Annotated in this window: 13 protein-coding genes; 4 read left to right on the forward strand and 9 right to left on the reverse strand. The window is 62.7% G+C overall.

Going from position 1 to position 13,915, the window contains the following annotated elements:
• Positions 1 to 12 precede the first annotated feature (12 nt).
• From ACK56M_RS05555 to lptG, 3 genes are read left to right on the forward strand one after another with little or no spacing between them, the layout of a single operon-like run.
• Complete coding sequence (locus tag ACK56M_RS05555; protein ID WP_015269074.1) at positions 13 to 303, forward strand: hypothetical protein; 291 nt, start codon at positions 13 to 15, stop codon at positions 301 to 303.
• Positions 300 to 1,415 carry an LPS export ABC transporter permease LptF gene (gene lptF / locus ACK56M_RS05560; RefSeq protein WP_015269075.1) on the forward strand — a complete coding sequence of 372 codons (1,116 nt, stop codon included), beginning with the start codon at positions 300 to 302 and terminating at the stop codon, positions 1,413 to 1,415. Before ACK56M_RS05555 ends, lptF begins: the two co-directional genes overlap by 4 nt.
• The gene (lptG, locus tag ACK56M_RS05565; RefSeq protein ID WP_015269076.1) at positions 1,408 to 2,469 is read left to right on the forward strand and encodes an LPS export ABC transporter permease LptG; all 1,062 of its coding nucleotides are present in this window, start codon (positions 1,408 to 1,410) and stop codon (positions 2,467 to 2,469) included. Before lptF ends, lptG begins: the two co-directional genes overlap by 8 nt.
• Positions 2,470 to 2,670: 201 nt before the next feature.
• Here the strand turns inward: lptG and ACK56M_RS05570 are convergent, their stop codons facing one another.
• The 8 genes from ACK56M_RS05570 to ACK56M_RS05605 form a co-directional block, all read right to left on the reverse strand.
• Positions 2,671 to 3,159: an RDD family protein gene (locus ACK56M_RS05570; RefSeq protein ID WP_015269077.1), complete on the reverse strand. Its 489-nt coding sequence runs from the start codon at positions 3,157 to 3,159 to the stop codon at positions 2,671 to 2,673.
• A gap of 91 nt (positions 3,160 to 3,250) precedes the next feature.
• Positions 3,251 to 3,463, reverse strand: coding sequence for a cold-shock protein (locus ACK56M_RS05575; RefSeq protein WP_003257941.1), 213 nt, complete (start codon positions 3,461 to 3,463; stop codon positions 3,251 to 3,253).
• A gap of 356 nt (positions 3,464 to 3,819) precedes the next feature.
• Positions 3,820 to 4,941: a glycine cleavage system aminomethyltransferase GcvT gene (gene gcvT, locus ACK56M_RS05580; protein WP_061303252.1), complete on the reverse strand. Its 1,122-nt coding sequence runs from the start codon at positions 4,939 to 4,941 to the stop codon at positions 3,820 to 3,822.
• A 27-nt stretch (positions 4,942 to 4,968) separates the two neighbouring features.
• Positions 4,969 to 6,345, reverse strand: coding sequence for an L-serine ammonia-lyase (locus ACK56M_RS05585; RefSeq protein ID WP_015269079.1), 1,377 nt, complete (start codon positions 6,343 to 6,345; stop codon positions 4,969 to 4,971).
• 202 nt (positions 6,346 to 6,547) lie between these two features.
• Positions 6,548 to 9,403, reverse strand: a complete 2,856-nt coding sequence (gene gcvP, locus ACK56M_RS05590) for an aminomethyl-transferring glycine dehydrogenase (protein WP_015269080.1) — start codon at positions 9,401 to 9,403, stop codon at positions 6,548 to 6,550.
• 11 nt (positions 9,404 to 9,414) lie between these two features.
• Complete coding sequence (gcvH, locus tag ACK56M_RS05595) at positions 9,415 to 9,798, reverse strand: glycine cleavage system protein GcvH (protein ID WP_015269081.1); 384 nt, start codon at positions 9,796 to 9,798, stop codon at positions 9,415 to 9,417.
• Between the two features lie 340 nt (positions 9,799 to 10,138).
• Positions 10,139 to 11,188 carry an SDR family oxidoreductase gene (locus ACK56M_RS05600; RefSeq protein ID WP_253152927.1) on the reverse strand — a complete coding sequence of 350 codons (1,050 nt, stop codon included), beginning with the start codon at positions 11,186 to 11,188 and terminating at the stop codon, positions 10,139 to 10,141.
• A 3-nt stretch (positions 11,189 to 11,191) separates the two neighbouring features.
• Entirely contained in the window at positions 11,192 to 11,614 is a 423-nt protein-coding gene (locus tag ACK56M_RS05605) for an ester cyclase (protein ID WP_100412853.1), read from the reverse strand.
• Positions 11,615 to 11,732: 118 nt separating this feature from the next.
• Between ACK56M_RS05605 and ACK56M_RS05610 the strand changes: the two genes are divergently transcribed.
• Positions 11,733 to 12,635: a LysR family transcriptional regulator gene (locus ACK56M_RS05610; protein WP_023661115.1), complete on the forward strand. Its 903-nt coding sequence runs from the start codon at positions 11,733 to 11,735 to the stop codon at positions 12,633 to 12,635.
• Positions 12,636 to 12,651: 16 nt separating this feature from the next.
• On the opposite strand, the gene gltS is transcribed toward ACK56M_RS05610, so the two are convergent.
• The gene (gltS, locus tag ACK56M_RS05615) at positions 12,652 to 13,848 is read right to left on the reverse strand and encodes a sodium/glutamate symporter (RefSeq protein ID WP_015269085.1); all 1,197 of its coding nucleotides are present in this window, start codon (positions 13,846 to 13,848) and stop codon (positions 12,652 to 12,654) included.
• Positions 13,849 to 13,915: the final 67 nt, after the last annotated feature.

Raw genomic sequence — 13,915 nt, forward strand, 5'->3', positions numbered from 1 at the left:
CAGGATCCCCGAATGATCGATACAGTCGGCGCTGTGTATTCCAGCGCTCTGGACGGGCCTGGCCGCGTCGTCGCGCGCCAGCGGAAAAGCTGCCAGTTTGAGCCTGCGGGAAGCGTGCTGACAACCCCGTTATGCGCCTTCATGCGCGGCGAAGTGACAGGGGCGGTCAATCACAGGATAATGCGCGCACTTTACATGGAGGTTCGCCTTTGGCGAACCGGCATTGGTCTTGGCTGTACTAAGTCATTGTCTGGCGCCATTGATTGGCAGTCCGCCCTGACAACCCAGGAGTGTCTGGTTTGATCGTCTTTCGTTATCTGTCCCGCGAGGTCCTGGTGACCTTGAGCGCCGTCAGCGCCGTGCTGCTGGTGATCATCATGAGCGGGCGCTTCATCAAGTACCTGGCCCAGGCTGCCCAGGGTGTGCTCGACCCGAGCGTGCTGTTCCTGATCATGGGCTTCCGTCTGCCGGGCTTCCTGCAGCTGATCCTGCCTCTGGGGCTGTTCCTCGGCATTCTCCTGGCGTACGGGCGCCTGTACCTGGAAAGCGAGATGACCGTGCTGTCGGCCACCGGCATGAGCCAGCAGCGCCTGCTGGGCCTGACCATGGCGCCGGCCGCCCTGGTCGCCCTGCTGGTGGCCTGGCTTAGCCTGAGCCTGGCACCGCTGGGCGTGGCCCAGGTGCAGCAGATCATCGCCCAGCAGGATGCCCTGACCGAGTTCGACACCCTGGTGCCGGGCCGCTTCCAGACCCTGCGCGACGGCTCGCGGGTGACTTACACCGAAGAGCTGTCGGACGACCGCATCAACCTGGCCGGGGTGTTCATTTCCGAGAAGCGCTTCAACCAGGACAAGACCAAGGACCGCGCCCCGTCGGTGCTGGTTGCCGAAAAAGGCCACCAGGAAATCCAGGCCGACGGCAACCGCTACCTGGTGCTGGAAAACGGCTACCGTTACGACGGCAACCCGGGCCAGGCCGATTACCGTGCAATCAAGTACGACACCTACGGCGTGCTGCTGCCCAAGCCGGAAGTCGCCGAGGAAGTGACCGATCGCGAAGCCATCCCCACTTCCGAGCTGATCGGCAAGAAGGGCCTGCGTGAGCGCGCCGAGCTGCAATGGCGGCTGTCGCTGCCGATCCTGGTGTTCATCGTCACCATGCTGGCGGTGCCGCTGTCCCGGGTCAACCCGCGCCAGGGCCGCTTCCTCAAGCTGCTGCCGGCAATTCTTCTGTACATGGCCTACCTGACAATGCTGATTTCCGTACGCGGCGCCCTCGAGAAGGGCAAACTGCCGATCGCCCTGGGCATGTGGTGGGTCCACGGCCTGTTCCTGCTGATCGGCCTGGGCCTGATGTACTGGGAGCCGCTGCGCCTCAAGCGCGCCGCCCGTCGTGCGGAGGTGGCCCATGGGTAAGCTCGACCGCTACATCGGCCAGAGCGTGCTGCTGGCCATCCTCGCCGTGCTGGGGATCATCCTCGGCCTGGCTTCGCTGTTTGCCTTCATCGACGAGATGAGCGACCTGAGTGACACCTACACGGTGATGGAGGCGGGCAACTTCGTCCTGCTGACCGCACCGCGGCGGCTGTACGAAATGCTGCCGATGGCCGCCTTGATCGGCTGCCTGATCGGCCTGGGCAGCCTGGCCAGCAGCAGCGAACTGACCATCATGCGTGCTGCCGGGGTTTCCATCGGGCGCATCGTCTGGGCGGTGATGAAGCCGATGCTGGTACTGATGCTGGTGGGCCTGCTGATCGGCGAGTACGTGGCGCCGGTGACCGAGAACAAGGCCCAGGCCGACCGTTCCCTGGCCCAGGGCGGTGGTGAGGCGCAAAGCTCCAAGCGCGGCATGTGGCACCGCCAGGGCGAGGAGTACGTGCACATCAACGCCGTGCAGCCTAACGGCCTGCTGCTGGGTGTGACCCGTTACCGCTTCGACAGCGAGCGCAAGATCGTCACCTCGAGCTTCGCCCGCCGTGCACAGTACCAGGACGACCACTGGATGCTCAGCGACGTGCGCACCACCTTCTTCCGTGGCGACCACACCGAAGTGGTGACCGCGCCACAGGAGCGCTGGGACGTTTCGCTCACGCCCCAACTGCTCAATACTGTGATCCTCGCGCCGGAGTCGCTGTCCATCACCGGGCTGTGGGACTACATCCACTACCTGTCCGACCAGGGCCTGAACAATGCCCGTTACTGGCTGGCGTTCTGGACCAAGGTATTGCAGCCGATGGTGACCGCGGCGCTGGTGCTGATGGCCATTTCCTTCATCTTCGGCCCGCTGCGTTCGGTAACCCTTGGCCAGCGCGTGTTCACCGGTGTACTGGTGGGCTTTGTGTTCCGCATCGCCCAGGACCTGCTGGGGCCTTCGAGCCAGGTGTTCGGCTTCCCGCCGCTGCTGGCGGTGGTGATCCCGGCAGGCATCTGTGCGCTGGCCGGCGTGTGGTTGTTGCGCCGGGCAGGTTGATGGCCTGAGCTGTACAAAAAAGCCGACCTCAGGGTCGGCTTTTTGCTGCTTGACCAATAGCTGTAGGCTTGCGGCGAACTTGTAGGAGCAGCCTTGTGCTGCGAAAGGGCCGGTCTGGCAAAACACTCTCGTTGCCAGTGATGGCCTCTTCGCAGCACAAGGCTGCTCCTACAGGTACATTGGTTGCCCTGAAGCTTGTACTTATCTCTTCTGCTTAGGCACCCGCACCAGCTGGCTTTCCGAATAGATGTCATGCCAGCCCCGCTGGCGCTTGTCGATCAACGCCCAGAAAAAACCCAGCCCCAGGCACAGCCACGAAGCAATCGACACCACGAAGCGCAGCAGCGCCTGCCACAGGCTGATGGCCGTGCCATCGGCGTTCTGCACCCGCACGCCCCACACCTGCATGCCCAGGGTCTGCCCGCCATGGGTCCAGAACTTGGCAAAGAAACCGAACAGGACGAACAGCAGCACCGTCGACAGCAGCGGGTCGCCGTCCAGTGCGCCAGCCTCGGTCAATTCACGCATGCGGGCTTCGCCGATGATCGCCATCTGGATCATCTTGTAGGCACCTGCGGTCACGATCAGCAGCGCCGTGCACAGCAGGAAGTCGTAGAACATCGCCGCCAGGCGTCGGCCCAGGCCGACCGGAGGAAAATCACCCTGGGGTGTGAGCAGAGGCTTGGACATGCAAAACGGCTCCAGAAGACGAAGCCGCTATTCTACGGGCAAAAAAAAGCCCCTGCACTTGGCAGGGGCTTTTCTCGAAGTCGGGTTCGGCTTAGCCGGCGACCTGAACTTTGTCAGCCTGCATGCCTTTCTGGCCCTGGACTGCTTCGAAGGTGACCTTCTGGCCTTCTTTCAGGCTCTTGAAGCCGTTACCTTCGATAGCGCGGAAGTGCACGAACAGATCCGGACCGCTTTCTGGGGTGATGAAGCCGTAACCTTTTTCGTCATTGAACCACTTGACGGTACCGTTCTGACGCTCAGCCATTGTCTTATTTCCTATGAAGCTTGAATTTTGATGACAGTTTCTTTTGCAATAAAGGAAGCAAAAGATTACTGGGCTGGGTTGCAGGAAAGTAAGAGACGTCGAACGGGTTGTAGCAGATTGCGGCTACTGGCCCAGGTCACGAACTGTTGCGACCCATGCAAACACAGTGCAGTGACTCTACGCCAACTCCCGAGCGAAAAACAAGCCCTTGGTCGTATGGAAAATCGGCCGTTTGCCGATAACCGACCGATTTGTCGGAAACGGCATGGCGCCTGGCCTGGCGCCATGTTCAAAAGTTATTGGACAGGTTCGAAAACGAATATGTCGAACCTGCCCGCAACCTTCACAAAGCGGCTTCAGCCCCGGTAGTAACGTTGTGCCACGAAAGGCATTTTGCTGACTTTCAAGGCAACCTTCTTGCCACGCACCACGGCAAACAGTGGGGTGTCGATAGCGGTATGTTCACTATCGATATAACCCATTGCTACAGGTGCACCGAGTGTCGGGCCAAAGCCGCCGCTGCAAACTTTGCCTACAGGTTTATCGTTTGCATCGACAATATCCGCGCCTTCGCGTACTGGCGTACGTTCCTGCGGCAACAGGCCCACACGTTTGCTCGACACGCCCTCGCGCTGATGGGCGAATATGGCCTCGGCACCCGGGAAGCCGGCGGCACGCGCGCCATCGGCACGGCGAACCTTGGAAATGGCCCACAGCAGGCTGGCTTCCACCGGCGTGGTCTCGGTGTTCATGTCGTGGCCATACAGGCACAGGCCGGCTTCCAGGCGCAGCGAGTCACGCGCACCCAGGCCGATCGGTTGTACTTCGGGCTCTGCCAGCAGGCGGCGGGCCAGGGCTTCGGCGGCATGCACCGGTACCGAAATTTCGTAGCCGTCTTCGCCGGTGTAGCCTGAGCGGCTGACGAAGCAGTCTTCACCCAGCAGTTTCACCGGGCGGAACTGCATGAAGGTCATGCCGGCCACTTCCGGGGCCAGGCGTTCCAGCACCTTGACTGCCGCCGGGCCTTGCAAGGCCAGCAGGGCGCGCTGCTCGAACAGCGGCTGCACCTCGCAACGGCTGCCGATGTGCGCTTGCAGGTGGGCCAGGTCCTGGTCCTTGCAGGCGGCGTTGACCACCAGGAACAGCGTGTCGTCGCCCAGGTTGGCGACCATCAGGTCGTCGAGGATGCCGCCTTGCTCATTGGTGAACATGGCATAGCGCTGCATGCCCACCGGCAGGTCGATGATATCCACCGGCACCAGGCTTTCCAGTGCCTTGGCGGCATCGCTGCCGCGCAGGGTGATCTGGCCCATGTGCGAGACATCGAACAGGCCGGCCTGCTCGCGTGTGTGCAGGTGTTCCTTGAGCACGCCCAACGGGTACTGCACCGGCATGTCATAGCCGGCGAACGGCACCATGCGCGCACCCAGTTCCAGGTGCAGGGCGTGCAGTGGGGTCTTGAGCAGTGTTTCGGACATCGGTGACTCCTTGCTGTTGTTGTCGGGTCAACATTCGATGATGTTGACGGCCAGGCCGCCACGGGCGGTCTCTTTGTATTTGCTTTTCATGTCGGCGCCGGTCTGGCGCATGGTGCGGATGACCTTGTCGAGCGACACGTAGTGCTGCCCGTCGCCGCGCAAGGCCATGCGCACCGCGTTGATCGCCTTCACCGAGCCCATGGCGTTGCGCTCGATGCAAGGCACCTGGACCAGCCCGCCAATCGGGTCGCAGGTCAGGCCCAGGTTGTGTTCCATGCCGATTTCGGCAGCGTTTTCCACCTGTTGCACGGTGCCGCCCATCACCTCGCACAGCGCGCCGGCGGCCATCGAACAGGCCACGCCAACCTCGCCCTGGCAGCCTACTTCGGCACCGGAAATGGAGGCGTTTTCCTTGTACAGGATGCCGATGGCCGCGGCGGTGAGCAGAAACCGCACCACCCCGTCCTCGTTGGCTCCCGGTACGAAGCGCATGTAGTAATGCAGCACCGCCGGGACAATGCCCGCCGCGCCGTTGGTCGGCGCAGTGACCACACGCCCGCCGTAGGCGTTTTCCTCGTTCACTGCCAGGGCATAGAGGTTGACCCAGTCGAGCACCGACAGGGCATCGCGCAGGCTGGCCTCGGGATTGCGGCTCAGTTGGCGGTACAACGCCGGCGCCCGGCGCTTGACCTTGAGCCCGCCCGGCAGGATGCCTTCATGCTGGCAACCGGCTTCGACGCAGTCCTGCATCACCTGCCAGATGCGCAGCAGCCCGGCACGGGTTTCCGCCTCGGGGCGCCAAGCCGCCTCGTTGGCCAGCATTACCTGGCTGATCGACAGGTTTTGCCCGGTGCAATGGCCGAGCAGCTCCTTGGCGGTCTTGAACGGGTAGGTCAGCGGTGTGCTGTCCTCGACGATGCGGTCGTGGCCGGCAGCGTCCTGGTCGACCACGAAACCGCCGCCCACCGAGTAGTACTCGCGGCTGCGGATTTGCAAGCCGGCCTCGTCGAAGGCGCGGAAGATCATGCCGTTGGGGTGGTAGTCCAGCGGCTTGCGGATCATCGCCAGGTGCTGCTTTTCGATGAACGCGATGCTGTGCTCGCCGAGCAGGTTCAGCCGACCGCTGTCGCGGATGGCCTGCAGGCGGGCAGGGATGGTGTCGGTGTCGATGACATCGGGGTGTTCGCCTTCAAGGCCCAGCAGCACGGCCTTGTCGCTGCCGTGGCCCTTGCCGGTGGCGCCGAGCGAGCCGTACAGCTCGGCCTTGACGCTAACCGTGCGGGCGAGCAGGCCATCACGACGCAGCCCTTCGGCGAAACGCGCGGCGGCGCGCATCGGGCCGACCGTGTGCGAGCTGGAGGGGCCGATGCCGATCTTGAACAGGTCGAAGACGCTCAAAGACATTGCTCATTCCCTCCGAAAGGTAAGGCGAGTGCTGCGCACTCGATCGCCGGCAAGCCAGCTCCCACAGGTACTGCACCAGCCTTGGAAAACAGGTGAGCCCTTTAGGGCTGGCAAGCCAGCTCTCACAGGTATTGCTCCAGCCTTGGGTGCGGTGAGGCCCCTGTGGGAGCTGGCTTGCCGGCGATGAGGCCAGAGCGCCGGGTCAGGCGTCCTGATAGCTCTCGATCGACGGGCAGGCGCACACCAGGTTGCGGTCGCCGAATACGTTGTCGACCCGGCCGACCGGCGGCCAGTACTTGCCTTCCACCAGGCTTGGCAGCGGGTACACCGCCTGCTCGCGGCTGTAGCCATGGGCCCATTCGCCAACCAGTTCGGCCGCAGTGTGCGGGGCGTTCTTCAGCGGGTTGTCGTCCTTGTCCAGGCTACCGTTCTCGACCGCGCGAATTTCTTCTCGGATCTGGATCATCGCGTCGCAGAAGCGGTCCAGTTCTTCCTTGGACTCGCTTTCGGTCGGTTCGATCATCAGCGTGCCCGCCACCGGGAAGGACATGGTCGGGGCGTGGAAGCCAAAGTCGATCAGGCGCTTGGCCACGTCGTCGACGCTGATACCGCTGGTGTCCTTCAGCGGGCGCAGGTCGAGGATGCACTCGTGCGCCACCAGGCCGTTGCCGCCGGTATAGAGAACAGGATAGTGCTCTTCCAGGCGACGGGCGATGTAGTTGGCGTTGAGGATTGCCATCTGCGAGGCACGCTTGAGGCCGGCACCGCCCATCATGCGGATATACATCCAGGTGATCGGCAGGATGCTGGCGCTGCCGAACGGCGCGGCACAAACCGCGCCCTCGGTGTTTTCCAGCTGCGCGTGGCCGGGCAGGAACGGCGCCAGGTGCGACTTGACGCCGATCGGGCCGACGCCCGGGCCGCCACCGCCGTGCGGGATGCAGAAGGTCTTGTGCAGGTTCAGGTGGGAAACGTCGCCGCCGAACTTGCCTGGGGCGCACAGGCCGACCATGGCGTTCATGTTGGCGCCGTCGATGTACACCTGGCCACCGTTGTCGTGGATGATCGCGCAGATTTCGCCGATCGCTTCCTCGAACACGCCGTGGGTCGACGGGTAGGTGATCATGATCGCGGCCAGGCGCTCGCGGTGCTCGATGGCCTTGGCGCGCAGGTCCTCGACATCGACGTTGCCGCGGGCATCACAGGCGGTGACCACCACGCGCATGCCGGCCATGTGCGCGGTTGCCGGGTTGGTGCCGTGGGCCGACGACGGGATCAGGCAGATGTCGCGGTGGCCTTCGCCACGGCTGCGGTGGTAGGCGCGAATGGCCAGCAGGCCTGCATACTCACCTTGGGAACCGGCGTTGGGCTGCAGCGACACGGCGTCGTAGCCGGTGGCGGCGCAGAGCATGGCCTCCAGCTCGGTGGTCATCTGCAGGTAGCCCTGGCTCTGCTCGGCGGGGGCGAACGGGTGCAGGTTGCCGAACTCGGCCCAGGTGACCGGGATCATTTCGCTGGCGGCGTTCAGCTTCATGGTGCACGAGCCCAGCGGGATCATGCTGCGATCCAGCGCCAGGTCCTTGTCGGCAAGGCGGCGCAGGTAGCGCATCAGCTCGGTTTCGCTGTGGTAGCGGTTGAATACCGGGTGCGAGAGGATGGCCGACTGGCGCAGCAGGGCGGCAGGCAGCAGCGAGCCGGTGCTGGCGGCCAGCGCGTTGAAGTCCGGCTGGGCCTGGTCGCCACCGATCAGTTGCCACAGGGTCTCGACATCGGCCTGGCTAGTGGTTTCGTCCAGCGACAGGCCCACGTGGGCGGCGTCGATCTGGCGCAGGTTGATGCCCTGGGCGCGGGCCTTGTCATGCAGGCTGGCAGTGGCGCTGCCGGTGGCCAGGGTCAGGGTGTCGAAGGCGCTGGCGCCCACTACCTGCACGCCCAGCGTCTTCAGGCCGGCGGCCAGGATCGCGGTCAGGGCATGGGTACGTTCGGCGATGCGCTTGAGGCCGGCCGGGCCGTGGTACACGGCGAACATGCTGGCGATGTTGGCCAGCAGCACCTGGGCGGTGCAGATGTTGCTGGTGGCCTTTTCGCGGCGGATGTGCTGTTCGCGGGTCTGCATGGCCAGGCGCAGGGCGGTCTTGCCGAAGCGGTCGATCGACACGCCGACCAGGCGGCCTGGCATGTCGCGCTTGAATGCGTCACGGGTGGAGAAGTAGGCCGCGTGCGGGCCACCAAAGCCCAGCGGCACACCGAAGCGCTGGGCGCTGCCGATGGCCACGTCGGCACCGAACTCGCCCGGCGGGGTCAGCAGGGTCAGGGCCAGCAGGTCGGCGGCCACGGCGACCAGGGCGTTGGCGGCGTGGAAGCGCTCGACCACTTCGCGGTAGTCGAACACTTCACCGTTGCTGGCCGGGTACTGCAGCAGGGCGCCGAAGAAGGCGCTGACATCGCCCAGCTCGCGTTCGTCGCCGACCACGATCTCGATACCCAGCGGCTCGGCACGGGTGCGCAGCACGTCGAGGGTTTGCGGGTGGCAGTGCACGGAGGCGAAGAAGGCGTGGCTGGCCTTGTTCTTCGACAGGCGCTTGCAGAAGGTCATGGCCTCGGCCGCAGCTGTGGCTTCGTCGAGCAGGGAGGCGTTGGCGATCGGCAGGCCGGTCAGGTCGCTGATCAGGGTCTGGAAGTTCAGCAGCGCTTCCAGGCGGCCCTGGGAAATTTCTGGCTGGTACGGGGTATAGGCGGTGTACCAGGCCGGGTTTTCCAGCAGGTTGCGCAGGATCGGCGCCGGGGTGTGGGTGTTGTAGTAGCCCTGGCCGATGTAGCTCTTGAACAGCTGGTTCTTGCCGGCGATGGCCTTGAGCGCGGCAAGCGCGTCGGCTTCGCTCTGCCCGTCGTGCGAGCCGAGCACGCTGGTGCCCTTGATGCTGTCAGGGATGACCGCTGCGGTCATGGCTTCCAGCGAGTCGAAGCCGAGGGCGGCCAGCATGGCCTGCTCGTCAGCGGCGCGCGGGCCGATGTGGCGGGCGATGAATTCGTTGGCGGTGCCGAGGTTGATGGTCATGGCGGGGTTCCTCAGGCGTCGTCGTTGGCTTTGATCAGGCGGTCGTAGGCGTCTTGGTCGAGCAGGGCGGTGACTTCGCTCATGTCGGCCGGGTTGAAGCGGAAGAACCAGCCGTCTCCCAGCGGGTCTTCGTTGACCAGCTCGGGGCTGTCGTTGAGGGCTTCGTTGACGGCGACCACTTCACCGGCCAGGGGCATGTACACGCCGCTGGCGGCTTTCACCGATTCCACGGTGGAGGCTTCGGCGCCTTTGTCGTACTGCTGCAGCTCTGGCAGTTGCACGTAGACCACATCGCCAAGGGCGTTCTGGGCGTAGGCGGTGATGCCCACGGTAACGCTGCCATCGGCTTCGACGCGCAGCCATTCGTGATCTTCAGTGAAACGCAACTCGCTCATGGGGAATCCTCGGGAAGCAGGGCGTTAGGCGCGGTGGCTCCGCGCTCTTGGGGTTGGGATTCCCTTAGCAAAAATGCGGCCAATCGTTAAAAAACCTTTTAAATCAATATGTTAATTGTTTTACGTATTCAGTTTGTCATTCTTGTGGAATGAAAACGCTACAGCGGGAGGGGGATGGAAAAGGGTTTGGGGATCAAACCCTTGCACTGCCGTATCTGAATGTGTGTGTATCGATTTGAATACGGTGTATTTAAATCGATACGGTATTGCCTGCGGGGTGCCAGCCTGGCACCGCTGACCGTTTCGACATTGTGCGAGTATTTTTGCGGTCATGGTGTAACTACTTCCTGGTCCTGGTCCTGGTGGGCGCGCTATGTTGTTCAAACCAGCCGTGGTCACGATACCACGCCACCGTATCGGCGATTGTCAGCTCCAGCGCCCGAAAGCTCAGGCCAAGCGCGTGCTCGCTTTTGCTGTGGTTGAAACGCGTACGATCCTTTTCGCGTACCAGCAGGCGCAGCGTGGCCAAGCTCAGCAGGATGGGCTGGCCGGTGAGCCGTGAATACATTTCCTGTACTGCGGCCAGGCAGAATAACAACGGCAACGGTAAATGCCGCGCGGGCGTTCGTACGCCGGCCAGACGGCCTACTATTGGTACCAGTTCAGCCATGGTCATATGTCGCCCGGCCGCCAGGTAGCGTTCGCCGCTTCGTCCTTGTGTGGCTGCGGCAATCTGCGCCAACGCTACATCGCGGGCGTCGACCACCGAGAAACTACCCGGGATCAAGCCAGGCAATTTGCCGCGCACGACATCGTTGACCAGTTGCCCGGCTGACGTAGGGCCGATGTCGCCAGGGCCCCACATCCAGCCGGGGAGCACCATGCAGGCGTGCATGTCGGGGCAGGCATCGAGAAACTCAGTCACGACGCGGTCGGCGAGGAGCTTGCTGCGGTAGTAGTCATCTGCATCTGCTTCGGCCCGCAGGCATGTCTCATCGATCGACGTGCCTGGTGCCCCGTCGAGCACTGCAATGGACGAGGTATGGATAAACCGCCGGATGCCGGCCAGGTAGGCTTGCTCCAACAGGTGGCGGGTACCGGTCACGTTGATCTGCTCGAGTGCTTGCCAGTGGCTACCGCCTTTGTAGTTGTCACGAAAGAAGGCTGCAGTATGGAACACCGTATCGCAGCCGCGCAGCGACGCCGCGAAAGCGTCGACATCGGCCATGTCGCCTTCGACCAGCTCTACTTCGGGCAGATCAGCGAACTGCTGTTCCCCCTTTGCTCTTGACCGCACCAGCCCTTTGACCGTGTAGCCATGAGCGACCAGTTCACGGACCAGGTTGTTGCCCAGCAAGCCGGTTGCTCCGGTAACGAACACATTGCGCATGGCTCAACCCTCGCTCTGTTCGGCAGATGGCTTCAACATGGCACTGTCGAAAAACACCGCTTCACGGATGGCCAGGCCATTTCTGAAGGTGAAGTGCGCCGCATAGTGCACGCAAATCCGACGCCCATGGGCCGGAACGATCACGCCTGCTGGCAGCAGCAGCGGGGCAGTGAAGGTGCCGGTCAGGACGGCGGTCATTGCCAGCCGATCTTCCGAGACCATGAATGGGGTCAGGGCCACCTGGGCATCAGGGAGTGCGCTGAACAGCGCCATCTCCCGCGCGCGCATGGCTTCGCGCCCGGTTTGGGTCGTCATGCCGTCCAGGTACACGAAGTCTTCGTCGACCAGTGCCAGCAGCCCTTGCACATCACGCTGGTTAAAGGCATTGGCGGCGCGTTGGGCATAGTCCTTGGGGCTAGTCATCATGCAATCCATTCCATTTGTTCAGAGGGGCCCAAGGTATACTCCCGCGCTTGCTGTCGAAAAACAGCGCCTACTGCATAGTGGGTTTGCGAATTTGCAGACCAGGGAGAGGCCAGCACATATGGCATTGCAGGAAAACTGGGACGATCTTCGGCTGCTATTGGCCGTATCGCGGCGTGGCAGCTTTCTTCGCGCTGGCGAGTTGCTGGGTATTGCACCATCGACCGTTTCGCGTCGCCTGACCCAGCTTGAGGCAGCATTGGGCGAGCCGCTCGTCGAGCGGGGCGTAGAGGGATGCAGGCTGACCTCGCGCGGTCAATCGCTGGTCGAAGTGGCCCAGGCAGCAGAAGCTGGGCTACGGCGCCAGACGCCTGCTGGCGCAGCCGAGCTGCCTTGCGAACTCTCTGGCACTGTGCAGGTGAGCGCAGGGGAAGGCTTCTCGACTTGCGTACTGGAGGCGGCCAATCGCTTCACCGGACTACACCCGGGGTGCTCGGTGGAGTTGACCGTGACCGCCGACTTCCACAAGATCGTCCGGGGTGTGGCGGACATTGCCGTGCGCACGGCCCACCTGGGTGAGCCCTCACTGATTTATCGGCCGATAGGCCGGCTTGGCTATGGTGTGTTCGCCGCTGCTGGTTACCTGCACCGTTTTCCGGGGGTTACCCCTGCGACGGCGGTCAATATCGGCCTGCTTCCGCCGCTGGACGTGTTGCCGCAAGTACGTGCGGCAAAGGCGGGGGGGCTGGAACGTGCGCCGATCCGCGTGACCTCGTTCAGCGCACAGCTCGAATCGGTGAGACGAGGCATGGGGGTGGCGGTACTGCCCCGGATTCTGGCCAAGGATTTGATCGAGTTGTTCGTCGACCTTCCCCTTCCAGATTTGGAGGTCTACATGGTGACCCGGCCACAGGCATTGAAGCAGCCTCACATAAAGTGCTTTTTCTCGATCCTGGAGGAAATGCTGCACCAGGCCCTGTCTACGGATTCTGGGCAGGACCTGGCGCAGCAACATACCGGCTGAGCGTTCAGCGTCTGGTTCAAAAGAACGGCAACGCCAGGTACAGCTTGATGACGATGACATTGATGATGTCGATGAAGAACGCCCCCACCATCGGCACCACCAGGAAGGCAATGCGCGAGGCTCCGTAGCGCTGGGTCACCGCTTGCATGTTGGCGATTGCCGTTGGCGTTGCACCCAGGCCGAAACCACAGTGCCCGGCAGCCAGTACCGCTGCATCATAGTTGCGGCCCATGACCCGGAACGTGACGAATATCGCGAACAGTGCCATGACCAATGTCTGTGCGGCGAGCAATGCAAAGAATGGTAATGCCAGCGCTGAAAGGTCCCACAACTTGAGCGACATCAAGGCAATGGCCAGGAATAACGACAAACTCACATTGCCCAATACCGAGACTTCCCGTTCGAAGACTTGATAAAAGCCGAGCGCCGAAAGGCCGTTTCGCAACACCACGCCCACAAACAACACGCAAACGAACGTAGGCAGTTCAAACGCAGTGCCTTTCAGCATACCGTTAAGTAACGAGCCTGCGAGCAAACTGACAGCGATCAGCGCCAATGTTTCGATAAATGAAAACGGCGTGATCAAGCGTTCTTTGTCTGGTTGTTCGAAACCCTTGGGCAGTTGTGGTGCTGGTTCTTCGATACCAGGTGTCGTTACCCGTCTGATCAGCAACCGGGCGACCGGGCCACCAATCAGGCCACCCAGTACCAGGCCGAAGGTAGCTGATGCCATTGCCAGTTCGGAGGCCGACGCCAGACCGAACTTTTCGGTGAAAGTGGCCCCCCACGCGGCGCCTGTACCGTGACCGCCGGACAAGGTAATAGAGCCGGCCAGCAGGCCCATCAGCGGGTCGAGGCCCAGCGCCGTTGCCAGGCCGATACCCATGGCGTTCTGGACCAGCAACAAGCCGGTCACCACCAGCAGGAACACGGTAACCACGCGGCCACCTTTTTTCAGGCTGGCGAAGTCCGCACTCAAACCGATGGTGGCGAAGAATGCCAGCATCAGAGGAGTTTGCAGTGAAGTATCGAATTGCACGTGGATATCGAAACTGCGCAACGCCAGGAACGCCAAGGCCACTACCAGGCCGCCAGCGACAGGTTCCGGAATATTGTAAGTGCGCAGGAAACCAATACGCGCGACCAGGCCGCGCCCCAATAACAGTACCAAAGAGGCGGCTACAAGCGTCCCGTAAAAATCGAGTTCAAACATCAGGTGCTCTCGTTATATCCAGTAGCGGACCACTTCCCGCTATGGGGCGGACAAGTGGGGTGACAGG

Origin of the sequence: Pseudomonas sp. s4, assembly GCF_046764235.1 — a bacterium.
In the GTDB taxonomy this organism is placed as follows: Bacteria; Pseudomonadota; Gammaproteobacteria; order Pseudomonadales; family Pseudomonadaceae; genus Aquipseudomonas; species Aquipseudomonas asiatica.